This window comes from Acinetobacter sp. CFCC 10889, from assembly GCF_003268395.1.
Classification (GTDB): Bacteria; Pseudomonadota; Gammaproteobacteria; order Pseudomonadales; family Moraxellaceae; genus Acinetobacter.
Genome location: NZ_LQXQ01000031.1, coordinates 1 through 15,128 on the forward strand (window position 1 = coordinate 1; position 15,128 = coordinate 15,128).

General features: G+C 38.3%; 9 protein-coding genes. 8 read left to right on the top strand and 1 reads right to left on the bottom strand.

Features of this window, described 5'->3' with window-relative positions:
- Positions 1-49: 49 nt before the first annotated feature.
- From AVJ19_RS12630 to AVJ19_RS12640, 3 genes are all read left to right on the top strand, one after another.
- Positions 50-7,267 carry an Ig-like domain-containing protein gene (locus AVJ19_RS12630; RefSeq protein WP_213067226.1) on the top strand — a complete coding sequence of 2,406 codons (7,218 nt, stop codon included), beginning with the start codon at positions 50-52 and terminating at the stop codon, positions 7,265-7,267.
- Positions 7,268-7,360: 93 nt separating this feature from the next.
- Entirely contained in the window at positions 7,361-8,551 is a 1,191-nt protein-coding gene (locus tag AVJ19_RS12635; RefSeq protein ID WP_111860048.1) for a glycosyltransferase, read from the top strand.
- A gap of 44 nt (positions 8,552-8,595) precedes the next feature.
- The gene (locus tag AVJ19_RS12640; protein WP_111860049.1) at positions 8,596-9,735 is read left to right on the top strand and encodes a GT-D fold domain-containing glycosyltransferase; all 1,140 of its coding nucleotides are present in this window, start codon (positions 8,596-8,598) and stop codon (positions 9,733-9,735) included.
- A gap of 73 nt (positions 9,736-9,808) precedes the next feature.
- On the opposite strand, the gene hpaA is transcribed toward AVJ19_RS12640, so the two are convergent.
- Positions 9,809-10,696, bottom strand: a complete 888-nt coding sequence (hpaA, locus tag AVJ19_RS12645; RefSeq protein WP_111860050.1) for a 4-hydroxyphenylacetate catabolism regulatory protein HpaA — start codon at positions 10,694-10,696, stop codon at positions 9,809-9,811.
- Between the two features lie 148 nt (positions 10,697-10,844).
- Between hpaA and AVJ19_RS12650 the strand changes: the two genes are divergently transcribed.
- From AVJ19_RS12650 to AVJ19_RS12670, 5 genes are all read left to right on the top strand, one after another.
- A complete protein-coding gene (locus tag AVJ19_RS12650) occupies positions 10,845-11,504 on the top strand; it encodes a fumarylacetoacetate hydrolase family protein (protein WP_111860051.1) in 660 nt (219 codons plus the stop codon).
- Positions 11,505-11,507: 3 nt separating this feature from the next.
- Positions 11,508-12,266 (top strand): fumarylacetoacetate hydrolase family protein, encoded by a 759-nt coding sequence (locus tag AVJ19_RS12655; RefSeq protein ID WP_111860052.1) that lies wholly within the window; start codon positions 11,508-11,510, stop codon positions 12,264-12,266.
- Positions 12,267-12,287: 21 nt separating this feature from the next.
- Complete coding sequence (gene hpaE / locus AVJ19_RS12660; protein WP_111860053.1) at positions 12,288-13,748, top strand: 5-carboxymethyl-2-hydroxymuconate semialdehyde dehydrogenase; 1,461 nt, start codon at positions 12,288-12,290, stop codon at positions 13,746-13,748.
- Positions 13,749-13,816: 68 nt separating this feature from the next.
- Entirely contained in the window at positions 13,817-14,677 is an 861-nt protein-coding gene (gene hpaD / locus AVJ19_RS12665) for a 3,4-dihydroxyphenylacetate 2,3-dioxygenase (RefSeq protein ID WP_111860054.1), read from the top strand.
- A gap of 52 nt (positions 14,678-14,729) precedes the next feature.
- The gene (locus AVJ19_RS12670; protein ID WP_111860055.1) at positions 14,730-15,119 is read left to right on the top strand and encodes a 5-carboxymethyl-2-hydroxymuconate Delta-isomerase; all 390 of its coding nucleotides are present in this window, start codon (positions 14,730-14,732) and stop codon (positions 15,117-15,119) included.
- Positions 15,120-15,128: the final 9 nt, after the last annotated feature.

Genomic DNA, 15,128 nt, shown 5'->3' on the forward strand with positions numbered 1-15,128 from the left:
GGGTGCTACAGGTGAAGGTTCTATTGCAGATTTAATTAAATCTGTCACATTGAATGATGATGTAGATGCTTCTGGAAAATTAGATACAAGAGAAGTTGGTCATGACGGTTTAACCAGTATTAAAATTCAGCTTAACGATCCTACAATGAATCAATTGGTTGCTGGAAATGTTGTGGTGATTAATGGTCAACCACATATTTTAACTACGGCAGAGATTGCGGCAGCAGAGCTTGATGTATTGGTTGCAGTTAAATCAGGAATGAATGCAATTGTCGTTGAAGTGACCAATAGTAAAGGTCAAGTTGAGCGAGATATTAAAGTTGTTGAAGTGATTAATTCAGATCTAATCGGTACTGTAACAGTTGTCGAAGATTTGAATAGCGATAATATTTTAAATAGCAGTGAAAAACCTACAGATAATTTAGTAGACCTCAGCGTTGAGTTAGGTGCTGACATTCAAGTCGGTGACATTATCGAAGTGGAAGGAATTACGCACACTGTTACACAAGCTGATTTGGATCAAGGTTTTGCATTAATTGAAAATGTTGGACCTCTAAAAGAAGGGATCAACAATTTTGAAATCAGCTTAAAAGATGCGGCAGGTCAGTTGATTGAGGAAATGATCATTCCTGTAGTTGTAGATACCAAAGCAACTGATTTGATTGATCAAATTAGACTTGTACAAGACCAAAATGGAGATGGTGTACTTAATCTCAAAGAGCTAGGTACAAATACGACCTCTACAAAAGTTGAAGTACTTTTAGGACAAGATGCCCAAGCAGGCGATACCATTACCATTAATGGGCAAACTTATACAATTACACAAAGTGAATGGTTGGCTGGCAAAGTCATTAAAGATGTTCCAATTAATGCGGATGCTAATACGATTACAGCAAGCATGACCGATGCTCAAGGTAATGTTGACAGTGAAAAACTTGACTTTATCGTTAATACGATAGCTACAGATTTGGTTGGAGCAATTGGTTTATTGGATGACCTTGATCCAACGGATGGTGCAATTAATCAAAAAGAATTGGGCAATGACAATAAAGTTGATATTTCAATTGCACTCACCAATGCAAATCAAGCGGGCGATATTATCAATGTCAATGGTGATAATTATGTTCTACAACAAGCGGATATTAATGCAGGACAAATAGAAGTATCTATCACTGTCCGTGAAGGCAATAATCAAGTTGTAGTGAAAGCCACTGATCAACAAGGTAATGTAGATAGCTCCGCATTAACTTTCCTTGTTGATACTAAGACTGTCAATCCTGTGGTGACGGGTATTACCACAATTGGTGGAGGGACATATGGAAATGACCAAGCCATTAATGCGGATGAGCTTGCAAATCCAGTGATTATTCAAGGGACTGCTGAGCCAAATGCAACTGTTGTGGTATCGATAGCGGGTTTAAATACACCGTTTACTGTGACTGCAAATGCAACAGGTGTTTGGAGTGTGCCGCTTACAACAAGCGATTTAACAACTTTAAATAGCTATCAACAGCAACAAGCAGATGCATCATTAAATATTGAAATTACAGCAACAGATACTGTAGGTAATGTGAGTGCAATTGTTCAAGATGATTCTATAGTCTTAGATACGGAAGCACCTGAAGTTACCATTCAGATTAATGCAAAAGGTGTGGTTGAAATCGTTACAACAGAGCCATTGTTTAAACTGGATAATGGTGCGGTGACTCCTGTTGATTTACAAGACATTGCGGATCAGCTCACGAGTGACCAAGGTAAATTTATTGTTGTGACTCCAACAGGGTCTGTACAACCTTATATTCAGTTCGTTCCAATGGATCCAAATAGTGCCATTGATCCGACAACTGTTGATTTGGCAAAGGTTGATTTTTATGGACCTGTGACTGTTGATCTTGCAATAGATACATTTACAGATGAAGTTGGCAATGGAAATCTTGCAGGGCAAAGTTCAGCCGTGACTGTCGATATGAGCTTGCCACCAACATTAACCATTACTTCTGATCGTTATGTGGTGGATGCAACTGACGATACGACGATTATTACATTTGAATTCTCTGAACTAATCACTGGCTTTGACTTGAGCGATGTCAAAGTTACGGGTGGTACATTGTCGAATTTACGTCAAGATGTAAACAATCCTGAAATTTATACGGCAGTATTTACACCAAATCAAAGTAACAATGTTGTGGGTAAAATCTCCGTAGATCCAAATGCATTTCATAGTGTGACTACAGGTAAGAGTAATGATCAAACAGCCTCACTTGCAGCACCAGGAGAGATTACTGGCGATGTTGTTGCACCTGCATCAGTTGAATTAAGTTTATTAGAAGATACTTTTGCAGTGACTTCTGGGGCTATTTCAGAGCATCAAAAACAAGATGGTATTACCAATAATCCAACGATTAAAGTCAGCGGTTTAGAGGCAGAACTAGGTTGGGAATATTCAACGGATGGTGGTCTAACATGGCTTGAAGGTGCTGCAAAAGGAAGTACTGCAACGACAGGTCAGTTTAATTTACCTGCTGCTGGCAAGTATGAATTAGGTGACATCCTTGTCCGTCAATACGATGGTGCATCTGCAAATGATGCAAATACCACAGTGAGCATATTTGATAAGGTTGTGACGCTTGATACTCAAGCACCTACTGTAAGCATTACAGAAGTTGCTGATGGGGATGGGATTGATCAGGCAGAGCGTCAGTTTGGCTATGAAGTTAAGGGAACAAGCGAAGCCAACGGAATAAAAGAAGCCAATGTACAAATCACTATTACGGTTACAGGTGCAAGTGGTAATCCGCATACCGCAACTGTGATGACAGATGCTAAGGGCAACTGGAGCTATAAAGTTCCTGCCAATGCAGTGACATATCCAAGTTCGGAGAATACTATTTCAATTAGTGCTGTAGCAAAAGACAGTGCGGGTAATGTATCAGCGTCTGTGAGCAGAACTGAAGTAGTGACTGATCTTGATAATGGCTTACTTGTTGCTGCAAATGCAACCATTGGTGTGGTTGCAGGAGATAACATCATAAATGGTGCAGAAAGTGCTGCTGCGGTGAAGATTTATGGTGATACCAATCTTGGATTAACCTACGCACGTATTTTCAAAGTCAATGCAGATGGTACGAAAGGTACACAAATTTTCCAACTCGATGGTTCTGGATGGAAGACAGGTAGCCTAATAAGTTCACAAATTACATCTCAAAATACATGGAGCGCAGATTTAACAGCTATACAGCTCGCAACAATGACGGATGGTAAATATCGTATTGAAGTTTATAACGACAATGGATCAACTAGACTTGCTAGCCGTGATTTTACGGTGAAGAAAAGTATTGCAGTGCCGACATTTGAAGTTCGTGATGATTCAGCACAAAATATCCTGACGGATAAAGCAGGCTATAGTAATGATCCAACACCAACATGGTCTGGTACAACTGAGCCAAAAGCGATTGTTGAAATCAAAGTCGGTAATATTTCCTATGGTACGGTTGTGGCAGGCGAAGATGGTTCATGGAGTATAACAGCACAACAACCGCTGCCTGAGGGCACAAATAATGTCATAGTTCAAGTGACTGATAGTGCTGGTAATCAAAACTCATCATCACACCAAATGATTGTTGATACAGTTGTGCCAGAAATCACGATTGATCAACCAATTGCTGTAGATGATATTTTGACCGCAGTGGAGTTACAACAAGGTCTTACGGTCAGTGGTAAAACAGATGCAGAAGACGGTCAAATTGTGCAAGTCACTGTAAATGGGTTAGGTCCTGTTGATGCTGTAGTGATGAATGGTGAATGGACTGCCAATGTTCCAAGTACATTATTGGATGATATCACTTGGAGTGATGATACACAGTTTAGTATCGAGGCTGTTGTCACAGATCGAGCAGGCAACATTTCAGAAGTAACGACTGTAGATTTACATTACAAAGACAATGACTTAGACCAATCAGGCACGATCGTTGAGTTTGATGAGAAAGATTTATTACTCGCAACCAATGCGACTACAGGTCTAAGCTATACAGGTCAGTTTGATCTACCAAATGTTGCGTATAGCCGTATTTATCTAGAGCCACCTGCAACGGCATTAACTTCTAAAGGACAAGATGTACTGTGGGAACACAATACAGATGGTGACTTAATCGGTTATGTGAATAACGTTGAAAATGGTCAGGTTGTTAAGTCTGAAGTGATCGTTGTTTCGATCAAAGATGACGGCACATATACTGTGAACTTAAAACAAGCCATCGGTCATGGCAAAGTTGGTACAAGTTTGGATGACGTGCTTGCTTTTGATATTCGTATGAACTTTGCCAATCATCGTGGTGATGTTTCTGAGTCTGAATATATCACTGTGAAAGTAACAGATGATCAGCCAACAACGAATACGACTGAAAACTATGTATTGACCAATAGCTATGAGGTTGAGGGCAATGTCTTTATTGAAAAAGTATCCCAACCTGATGGTAGTGTAATCAATACTGTACATAGTATTGGTGCAGATGGTGGCTTCGTAAAAACAGTGAAAGTTTCAGGTGTCACGTTTGAGTTTGATCCAGTTGCCAATACCATTACGAAAACAGGTTCATCGCCTGAAATTATCACCTATGCCTATAACTATAAAGGCTTAGAAGGTGGTGAGTTACTCGTCACAACATTGTCGGGTGAAACCATCACAGTCAATCTCGCAACAGGTCAATATCATTATTCAGTGTTTGAAGTTGACCCAACGATTTATAACAAAGCTGAACCTGTATCTGTGTCATTGGGTGGTCAGTCAGATAGCTTACTTGGTACGGTTGGCTTAAATGTCGCAGGTTTAATTGACTTACAAAATGAGCAATTATTCTCAGTACAAGGTGAGGGAATATATTCGGTTGAGGTCAGTATTTGGGCTGTAGATTTGGGAGGTTTGCTGGGTTCGCTTTTGGGTAAATCTAAAGAATTACTGTTTAATGACATTCTTAAAAATGAGTTGGGTCTAAAAGTTGTGTCACAAAAAGCAACGCTAGGTCTAGCAGAAATGAAGTTAACCATTAGCAATCCAGATGGTACACCTTTAGACGCATTAAAAGTCAATCAGTTATTAAAAACAGTCACTGTGGATGGTGGTGCTTTAGGTGGAATACTTGATTTATCTGTATTACCAACAGTGAACATCACAGCAAAAGGCGCTTCTGGAAATACACTGGCATCAAAAGGTAATACTGAACTTGCCAATGTAGGTTTACTTGGTGATTTATTATCAGGTGCTGAAGCAAGTACCGTGATTATGGACTCTGGCTCAGCAAGTTCAGAACTGCAGCCACTGGACAATAATCAGGCATATTCACTCTATGGTTTGGGTGGGAATGATACGCTGTACGGTGGCAATAAAAATGACATTTTATACGGTGGTTCAGGCAACGACACAATTTTTGGTGGCGCAGGTAATGACTTGATTGTTGGTGGTCAAGGCAATGATGTGCTAACAGGTGGTGATGGTTCTGATGTGTTCCGTTGGGAGAAGAAAGATTATCTCAATGGTTTCTTAGGTGCTGTAGATCGTATTACTGACTTTGATATGCGTGCAGTGACTTTAGGTGGGGATGTCATCGACCTTTCTGATATGTTAGTCGGCGCAGGTCGCCTAGGCTTTGGTGCAGGTAATTTGATTAATTACTTACACTTTGAGTTTGATGCAACGACCAATCAGACCTTGATTTATATCAGTGTAGATGGTGACTTTGTTGGCGGATTTAATGCTGATCTCCACATGGATAGTGTTAATCAAATTATTAAACTGGATAATGTAAATTTACTTTTACAAGGTGAAGGTGATTATGCAACACGTTTTAATTCAGATTATGAAGTGATTGGTTCACTCATTTCGAATGGTAAATTGATAGTACCTAAGTTAGATGTAGCAAGTTCAAGCAGTAACAATACGAATGTTGAAATTGTGGTCGAAGACAATGATGGTGATACATCGCAAACAGACCTCAACTTTGATACCTCTAATTTGGAAGATATAAGCTTTAATCCAAATAACCAAGCACCATTGGTTTTTGGTAAAGATACGTCGCTTTTAGGGTTGGTTGGTTTAGATGTTTTAGGCTTAATTGAACTAGGTGCACAAGATGTTTACATTTTTGATGCAGATCAAGACTTAAGAACGGTTAGCTTGAAATTTGAGCAATTACTTGGCGTTAATGTCACTAAACCAACATTTACTTATTCAACACAACTTGCTACGGAATTGGGTATTAAAGCGGAAATAAGTGCAAATGCTGGTGTTTTAGGGCTGATCGCATCTTCTGTGACAATTACACTTACCAGTACCAATCCATTGCAGCCAAATATTAGCAATGCTGCAATTAACCAACTTCTAGCAACAGTACGCTTTACCACGGAAGATGGGGCTTTGGGTATCGTGGACGGTAATCTACTTTCACTTGATTTATTAAATAATATTAAAGTGACAGCAACAGATAGCCAAAATATTTCAACTACTGAATCTTTGGGTAAATTGCTTGATTTAAGCTTAGTCACACAAGACTCAAGTTTGAATGGTCGCTTAAAACTCATAGAAGGCAATGTCGGGAATGATTCTTTAGATGCTTCTACTGCTGATCGCTCAGTGGTGATGTATGGTTATGGTGGTGATGATGTATTGACTGGTAGTCATTATAACGATGCGATCTATGGCGGTGTAGGCAACGATACGATTCATGCAGGTGCAGGAAATGACTATGTATCAGGTGGAGCTGGCAGTGACATTATTTATGGTGGAGCAGGTCATGACATTCTCTTTGGTAATGATGGAAACGATAAACTCTACGGGGATTTAGGTAATAATATCTTCAATGGTGGTGCAGGCAATGACGAGTTTTATAGTCAAGCTGTAGGACGAGATACAGTCATTTATGATTTATTGAATAATGCGGATGCAAGAGGTGGTCATGGTTCTGATACTTGGTTTGGTTTCCAAAAAGGTGCAACAGAACTAAATCAGAATGCAGATATCATTGATGTACAAGAGTTATTAACAAAATTTGATCACTCTAATTACGAGCATTTGGCTGTAGGTAATGGCGATTTAGCTGGTGCTTTAAATTATCTGTCTCAGTTTATTCAAGTCGGTAAAAGTGGTAACAATACCGTGATTAGTATTGATCGAGATGGTAGTGGTGCAAACTATAGTGCTCAAGTGTTATTAACCTTAGACAATACCGATACCACCTTAGAAGAACTGGTTCGCAACCAACAATTATTGTTCTAAGGATAGATCGTAATTCATACCAGAAAACCGTCTTTGTCAAAAGGCGGTTTTTCCGCTTATCTAATGTGATTGAAAGGATTTAGGTGCATTTATATGTCAACAATTTGCCTCAATATGATTGTTAAAAATGAAAGTCATATTATTGCTGAAACATTAGAAAATATTTACCAACACATTACACTCGATTATTGGCTAATTTCAGATACTGGCTCAACGGATAATACAGTTGAAATTATTGAAAATTTTTTTAAAGAAAAAAATATTCAAGGCGAGATACAGCATCATGCTTGGGTAAATTTTGGGCATAACCGAGACGCAGCCTTGCAGGCATGTATTGGTAAAAGTGATTACATATTATTCTTTGATGCCGATGATCATTTTACGGGTGATTTTAAACTGCCTGTTTTACAAAAAGACAGTTACTTCCTCAATATGACCAATGAAAGTGGTGGCACAAAATATGTCAGAAAACTCATTGTGAAAAATAATGGTCACTTCTTTTGGAAAGGGGTATTACATGAGTTTTTATCCAATAAAACAGATTATTCTACAGAGACTATTGAAGGTGATTATGCCGTTGTTTCAGGGCGTAAAGGCAACAGAAGTCTAGACCCAAATAAATATTTAAAAGATGCACAAATGCTTGAAAAAGCAATAGCAGAGAAAATTGATCCTGATCTAGAAGCACGGTATAGCTTTTATTGTGCACAGTCATATCAAGATGCAGGTCAAACAGAAAAGGCAATTGAATGGTATCAAAAGCGTACTGAACTAGGGGATTGGAAAGAAGAAGTTTATGTAAGTTTCATGCGTTTAGGTTCTTTATTTGAAGCGAAAAAGCAGACCATGCAAGCATTATACTATTGGCAATGTGGTGTTGCGGCTGTACCTGAACGTGCTGAATGTTGGTATCACCTTGCACGCCGTAATAATTGGGATAAAAACTACCACTTGGCATTATGCTATGCCGAACGTGCACAAAAATTAATGCTTCCTATAGGGAATAAACTATTTTTAAATCAGGATATTTATAAGTTCTGGTGCCATTATGAATTATGTATTAATGCTTTTCAGTTGGGGCATATAGAACAAGCTTATATGGCTTTTAAACAATTGGTTGAAAATGCCTCAAAAGGCTTGGTCAATCGGGTGATTCATCAACTTGATCATTATCAGGAATTGATTCAGCAAGATCATTATTTGGATGTGAAAAATTTAATTCAGGATTTGCAGGGCTTAGATTTTAAGGAACAAGCTGATATGATTTTAAATATGTATGAATAATAGTCGATTTAAATTTCAGTATTTTATTTATGGATTGAGAAAATATGGCTTTAATTGAATTATTAAATCATCTCAAAGAAAAATTTTTATATATGCAATATGTGGAGCGTATTGAAATATATCAACATCAGGTAGTTTATATTGATATAAAAACCGAGCATATCTTTTTTGCACTTGATTTAAATGAACAATATGAAATATTTCTCGTGTGTCGTAATAAAGCAACGCAGAAATTTTTATCGCAATATTTTCAGTGTTTTATAGACTTTAAATTAAAAATTTATGCTGAAAATGAAATATTAGTCAGCTTTTTAGATATTAAAAACGATACTAATATTGATAAAGTCATTGAAAAAATCATACAACAATTACTGGCATATACAAAAAATCAAACCTATTTACTAAACACCTTGAGCGATCAAGTTACACAATTAAATAAGCAGCTCAAAGCCACGACAATGAATAATATCTATTTAGATATGGCAAATACCTTAGGTGATAAATTTTTAACTATACGAGAAACATTAATACAGATTAAAGAAAAAGAACTCAGTTTAGTACGCTTTGGTGATGGTGAAATTCGTTGCATGGTCACAACAGGAGGTTGTATTTTTCAAAAGCATGATTGGAAATTAATGCAGGAATTACGTGATATTAGTCGTGATGGGACGGGAATGATGGTGTGCTATCCGAGCTTATTAATTGAAGATTCATTTTGGAATGACTTTTGGACAGAATTTTGGGCAAAATGTAAGTTTTATTTAAAACAATCACAGTTCGGTGATGCCATGATTACACGACCTGAAGCATTTTATTTTTATGGCAACGAAATTGTTGATTTATGGAAGGCAATTTGGGAAGGGAAAAAGGTGTGTTTTATTACAGGGCAAAATTCACGTTTAAATGCGGAACATACTATTTTTTCAAATATTGCTCGTGCACATTATATTTACTCTAAAAATCAAGATGCTTACACAGAGATTGATCATGTCATGCAACAATGTTTGGAGCAAAAACAAATTGATTTATTTTTAATTGCTTTAGGTCCAGCAGGTACAGCATTGGCAGCAAGATTACATCACCAAGGTCTTCGGGCTTTAGACATTGGTCATTTAAATAATAGTTATGATACGGTATTTTTAAATCAACCTCGTCCAGAGCAAATTAAATATTCAGCCAATTAAGTTTTTCGCATCATGAAATGATTTTTTATCACTAAGTTGTAGACAGAATATTTTCTTTTGAAAACTGAATAAATTAAGGTTGTAAATGCCTTTGCCTAAAATCAGAAGGTCTTATACCTGCATGTCGTTGGAAAAAACGACTGAAATAAGCGGGATCTTTAAAGCCAAGTTGATAGCAAATATGATTGATGGATGTATTGGTAAAAATTAATAATCTTTTAGCCTCTTGCATTTGACGATCAAAAATTAATTTTTTAGAGGATATTTCTGCCAATCTGCGACAAATATCATTGAGTCGTGCTTCGGTAATAGCTAAATCGTCAGCATATTGGGTGAGTGACCAATGTTTATCATAATTTGATTCGATCAATTCATTGAATTTTCTAAATATTTTTAGATCGTTACAGCCGTTTTTAATGCGTGGTGGAACAGCTTCGGCTAGATATACGATTTGCAAAAAAATCAGATTAATAAGATTTCTTAGCGCAAATTTTTTACCTTGTTTATTGGTATCAAATTCATTTTTTAATTTATTCAAATAGTCCTCTAATAAGTTCAGTTCTTGGATATTTTTGTCATTTAATTGCTGTGCTGAAACACAAATTGGATCAATATGTTGAATTTTTAAATCGACTTGTAAAAGTGGCCACACGATATTTTGCTGAATGGTCAGGACATGACCCTCGCAGCCGGGATCCGTGATGAAAGAATGTGCTACGGAAGGTGGAGTGAGAAAAAATACAGGTGCTTGAAAAATATATTTCATGTCATCTAAAAAAATACGCACTGTCCCTTGCGTGAAAAAATGAAGCTGAAAAAAGCGATCGTGCCGATGCGGTGGCATGTGTTGTCCAAAAAAATTAGCCAGCTTTGCTTGCGCTTCATAGTGGATTTCTTCATCAGCATAACGCTGATCATAAACCTCACCCATATGTAGATTTGGAATTGTGGCTGTTTTCATACCTTTTAATCCATGAAAAGTATAATTTTTTATAGCATAACGTAAAAAGTGCTTGCAATTGGTTATGATGTTAACTATAAAGTTAATATATTAACTAATTTTTAAAATGTCTAGCAAAATTATGCTGACCCAAGGATGAGAGTATCAAATGAATGATCTAAAGAAGATTGATACAAACGGTAATATTTTTGGAATCGCTTTAAATTACAAATGTTTGTATGAAACATTAAAAATGCAATTTAACGAAAAGCCGTATGTTAAAGAACCGATCAAACCTGTTCTTTTCATTAAAACTCCAAATACACGCAATCACTCAGGTGCTGTTGTGGTGAAGCAAGCAGGTGATGTTTTACAAGCTGGTCCAAGCCTTGGCATTGTGATTGGGAAAAGTACCAGTCGTGTGCAGGAAAGTGATGCTAGTGATCATATTGCGGGTTATGTGGTGGTCAATGAACTCAGCTTACCTGAGGACAGTTATTACCGTCCTGCAATCAAAGCTAAATGTCAGGATGGTTTTTGTGCGCTTGGTGATGTGGTTGCACGTGAGCAAGTGGCAGATGTGAACCATTTAGAATTACGTGTTTTGGTTAATGGTGAACTTAAACAAAGAGGTAATACTTCAAATTGGCTGCGTACACCTGAACAGATTATTGCCGAAATTTCAGATTATATGCCTTTAAATGAAGGTGACATTATTTTAACAGGAACGCCATTGGGTCGTATTGATCTACAAGCGGGTGATGTGGTGCGTATTGAAATCGACCAAGTCGGTGCGGTGGAAAATACCATTCAGGAACAAGGAGTTTAAGCCATGAAAACAGCACGTATCCGTTATCAAGATCAAGTTTTAAATGTCGAAGTTTTGGATGATTTACAGGTTAAATTGCCCAATGGTGACATTCTCAGCGAACAAGCTGTGGAATGGTTGCCACCTGCAAATGGCACGATGTTTGCCTTGGGTTTGAACTATGCTGATCATGCTCGTGAATTGGCTTTTGAGCCACCCAAAGAGCCCCTGATTTTCATCAAAGCACCGAATACTTATACAGGTCATAACCACAACACATGGCGTCCTGACAATGTTGACTATATGCACTATGAATGTGAATTGGTTGCAGTGATTGGTAAAACAGCAAAGAACGTTAAACGTGAAGATGCGTTGGACTATGTTGCAGGTTATACATTGTGTAATGACTATGCGATTCGTGACTATTTAGAAAATTACTATCGTCCAAATTTACGGGTGAAGAACCGTCATTCAACAACGCCTGTTGGTCCTTATATTGTGGATACGGCGACTGTTCCGAGCCCAAATAACCTGACTTTACGGACATGGGTCAATGGTGAATTACGTCAAGAAGGCACAACCGCTGACATGATTTTTGATGTGCCATTTTTGATTGAATACATCTCATCATTTATGACCTTACAAGTGGGTGACATGATTGCTACTGGTACACCTGAAGGCTTATCGGATGTGGTTCCAGGCGATGAAGTGATTGTAGAAATTGAAGGCATCGGACGCTTACGTAACTACATCGTTTCAGAAACAGAATTTTTTAAAAATTAAGAATAGAGAAGGAATTTGAACATGATTAAGCATTGGATTGACGGTAAAGAAGTTGAAAGCAAAGAAACATTTACCAATTATAACCCTGCGACTAACCAAGCCATTGGCGAAGTAGCAAGCGGTGGACAAGAAGAAATTAATTTAGCAGTAGCAGCAGCAAAACGTGCAGCCCCGCAATGGGCAAAAACCCCTGCCAAAGAACGTGCACGTTTAATGCGTAATTTGGGTGATTTAATCGACCAAAACGTAGCAAAAATTGCGGAGTTGGAAACCTTAGATACAGGTTTGCCAATTCATCAAACTAAAAATGTACTGATTCCTCGTGCATCGCATAACTTCAATTTTTTTGCTGAAGTGTGTACTCGAATGAATGGTCATACTTATCCTGTGGATGATCAATTCCTCAATTACACTTTGCATCAACCTGTGGGTGTTTGTGGTTTGGTATCGCCTTGGAATGTACCGTTCATGACAGCAACATGGAAAACAGCGCCGTGTTTAGCACTGGGTAATACTGCGGTGTTAAAAATGTCGGAATTGTCACCAATTACGGCTAATGAATTGGGACGTTTGGCGCTTGAAGCAGGTATTCCTGAAGGTGTGTTTAACGTAGTACAAGGCTATGGCGCAACGGCAGGTGATGCTTTGGTGAAACATCCTGATGTGCGTGCTATTTCCTTTACTGGTGGCACAGCAACAGGTCGTCGAATCATGGCGAATGCAGGGCTGAAAAAATATTCGATGGAATTAGGGGGCAAATCACCCGTTCTGATTTTTGCAGATGCAGACCTTGAGCGTGCTTTAGATGCTGCATTATTCACGATTTTCTCATTGAATGGTGAGCGTTGTACCGCGGGTAGCCGTATCTTTATTCAAGAGTCAGTATATGACGAGTTTGTCGCAGAATTTGCTCGCCGTGCGAAAAATATTATTGTCGGTGATCCGCAAGATCCAAATACCCAAGTTGGTTCTATGATCACTCAAGCGCATTATGACAAAGTAACAGGTTATATCAAAATCGGGATTGAAGAGGGTGCAAACTTACTTGCAGGTGGTTTAGAGCGTCCTGCAAATCTACCTGAACATTTGAAAAATGGTCAATTTATTCAGCCTACAGTTTTTGCAGATGTTGACAACCGTATGCGTATTGCCCAAGAAGAAATTTTTGGTCCTGTGGTGTGCTTGATCAAATTTAAAGATGAAGCAGATGCGTTACGTTTAGCCAATGAAACTGAATATGGCTTAGCATCTTATATTTGGACGCAAGACATCGGTAAAGCACATCGTTTAGCGGCAGGTATTGAAGCAGGCATGGTCTTTATTAACAGTCAAAACGTGCGTGATTTACGTCAACCATTTGGTGGCATAAAAGGTTCAGGAACAGGGCGTGAAGGTGGTGAATATAGCTTTGAAGTCTTTACTGAATTGAAAAATGTCAGCATTTCAATGGGTGCTCATCATGTGCCGAAATGGGGTGTATAAGACACTCCTTTTAAAAAGCTTAGACAAAATATTAGGACAGTAAATTTAATATTCAGGATGATTAAAAAATGGGTAAGTTGGCTTTAGCGGCAAAAATTACACACGTTCCCTCAATGTATTTATCAGAACTGCCAGGACCCACTAATGGTATTCGTCAGGCTGCAATTGATGGGCATAAAGAGATAGGTCGCCGTTGTCGTGAGCTTGGTGTAGATACTATTGTGGTATTTGACAGCCATTGGTTAGTCAATAGTGCTTTTCATATCAATGCAGGTGCAAATTTTAGCGGCATTTATACCAGCAATGAGTTACCGCATTTTATTCAAAATATGGAATTTGATTATGATGGTAATCCTGAACTCGGTCAGTTGATGCAAGAAGAAATTTGCAAAACTGGCATTCGTGCCCAAGCGCATAATATTCAAAGCCTTGAACTTGAATATGGCACATTGGTTCCAATGCGTTATATGAATGAAGACAAGCATTTTAAAGTGGTTTCAGTATCCGCATTTTTAACCTCGCATGAACTTGAAGACAGCCGTAAATTTGGCGAAGGCTTAGTGAAAGCCATTGAACGCTATGAAGGCACAGTTGCAGTATTTGCCAGTGGTTCGTTGTCACATCGTTTTATTTGGGATCGTGAATATCAACGTGGTATGGATCAATATACGCGTGAGTGGGATCGCCAAGTGGATAAACATGTGGTCGGTATGTGGGAGCGTGGCGAGTGGGCTGAATTTACAGCAATGCTACCTGAATATGCTGACTATTGTTATGGCGAAGGTGGCATGCATGACACAGCGATGTTATTGGGCGTGTTGGGTTGGGATCAATACGATCAAGCAGTGGAAATTATTACCCCTGCATTCCCAAGTTCAGGCACAGGGCAGATCAACGCTATTTTCCCATTACCTGAGCATTTAAAATAAGCATTTTTTGTCTAGATTCAGACATGACGGAAAAACGAAAAGGAGCATTCCCATGCCACATTTTATTGCTGAATACAGTGCAAACTTAGAAGATTCAATTGAATTTCAAGATTTATTTGAAATCGTGAATAACTTTTTAGGTGGTACGGGAATTTTCCCTTTGGGTGGAATCCGTAGTCGTGCCATTCGTATGGACAAATTTCGTATGGCAGATGCCAAGCATGATTATGCATTTGTACATATGACGCTCAAAGTTGGTTCAGGGCGAGATTTGGAAACACGACAGCGTGTGGCGGCAGAATTGTTTGAAAAGATTGAGGCATTTTTTCAACCATTAAAAGATCAGCGTTTATTGGCGATTTCTTTTGAAATGACGGAACTTGATCCTGTGTTGAATTTCAAATCCAACAATATTCATCAATTTTTAAAAAATAACAGTTAAAAGGATTTA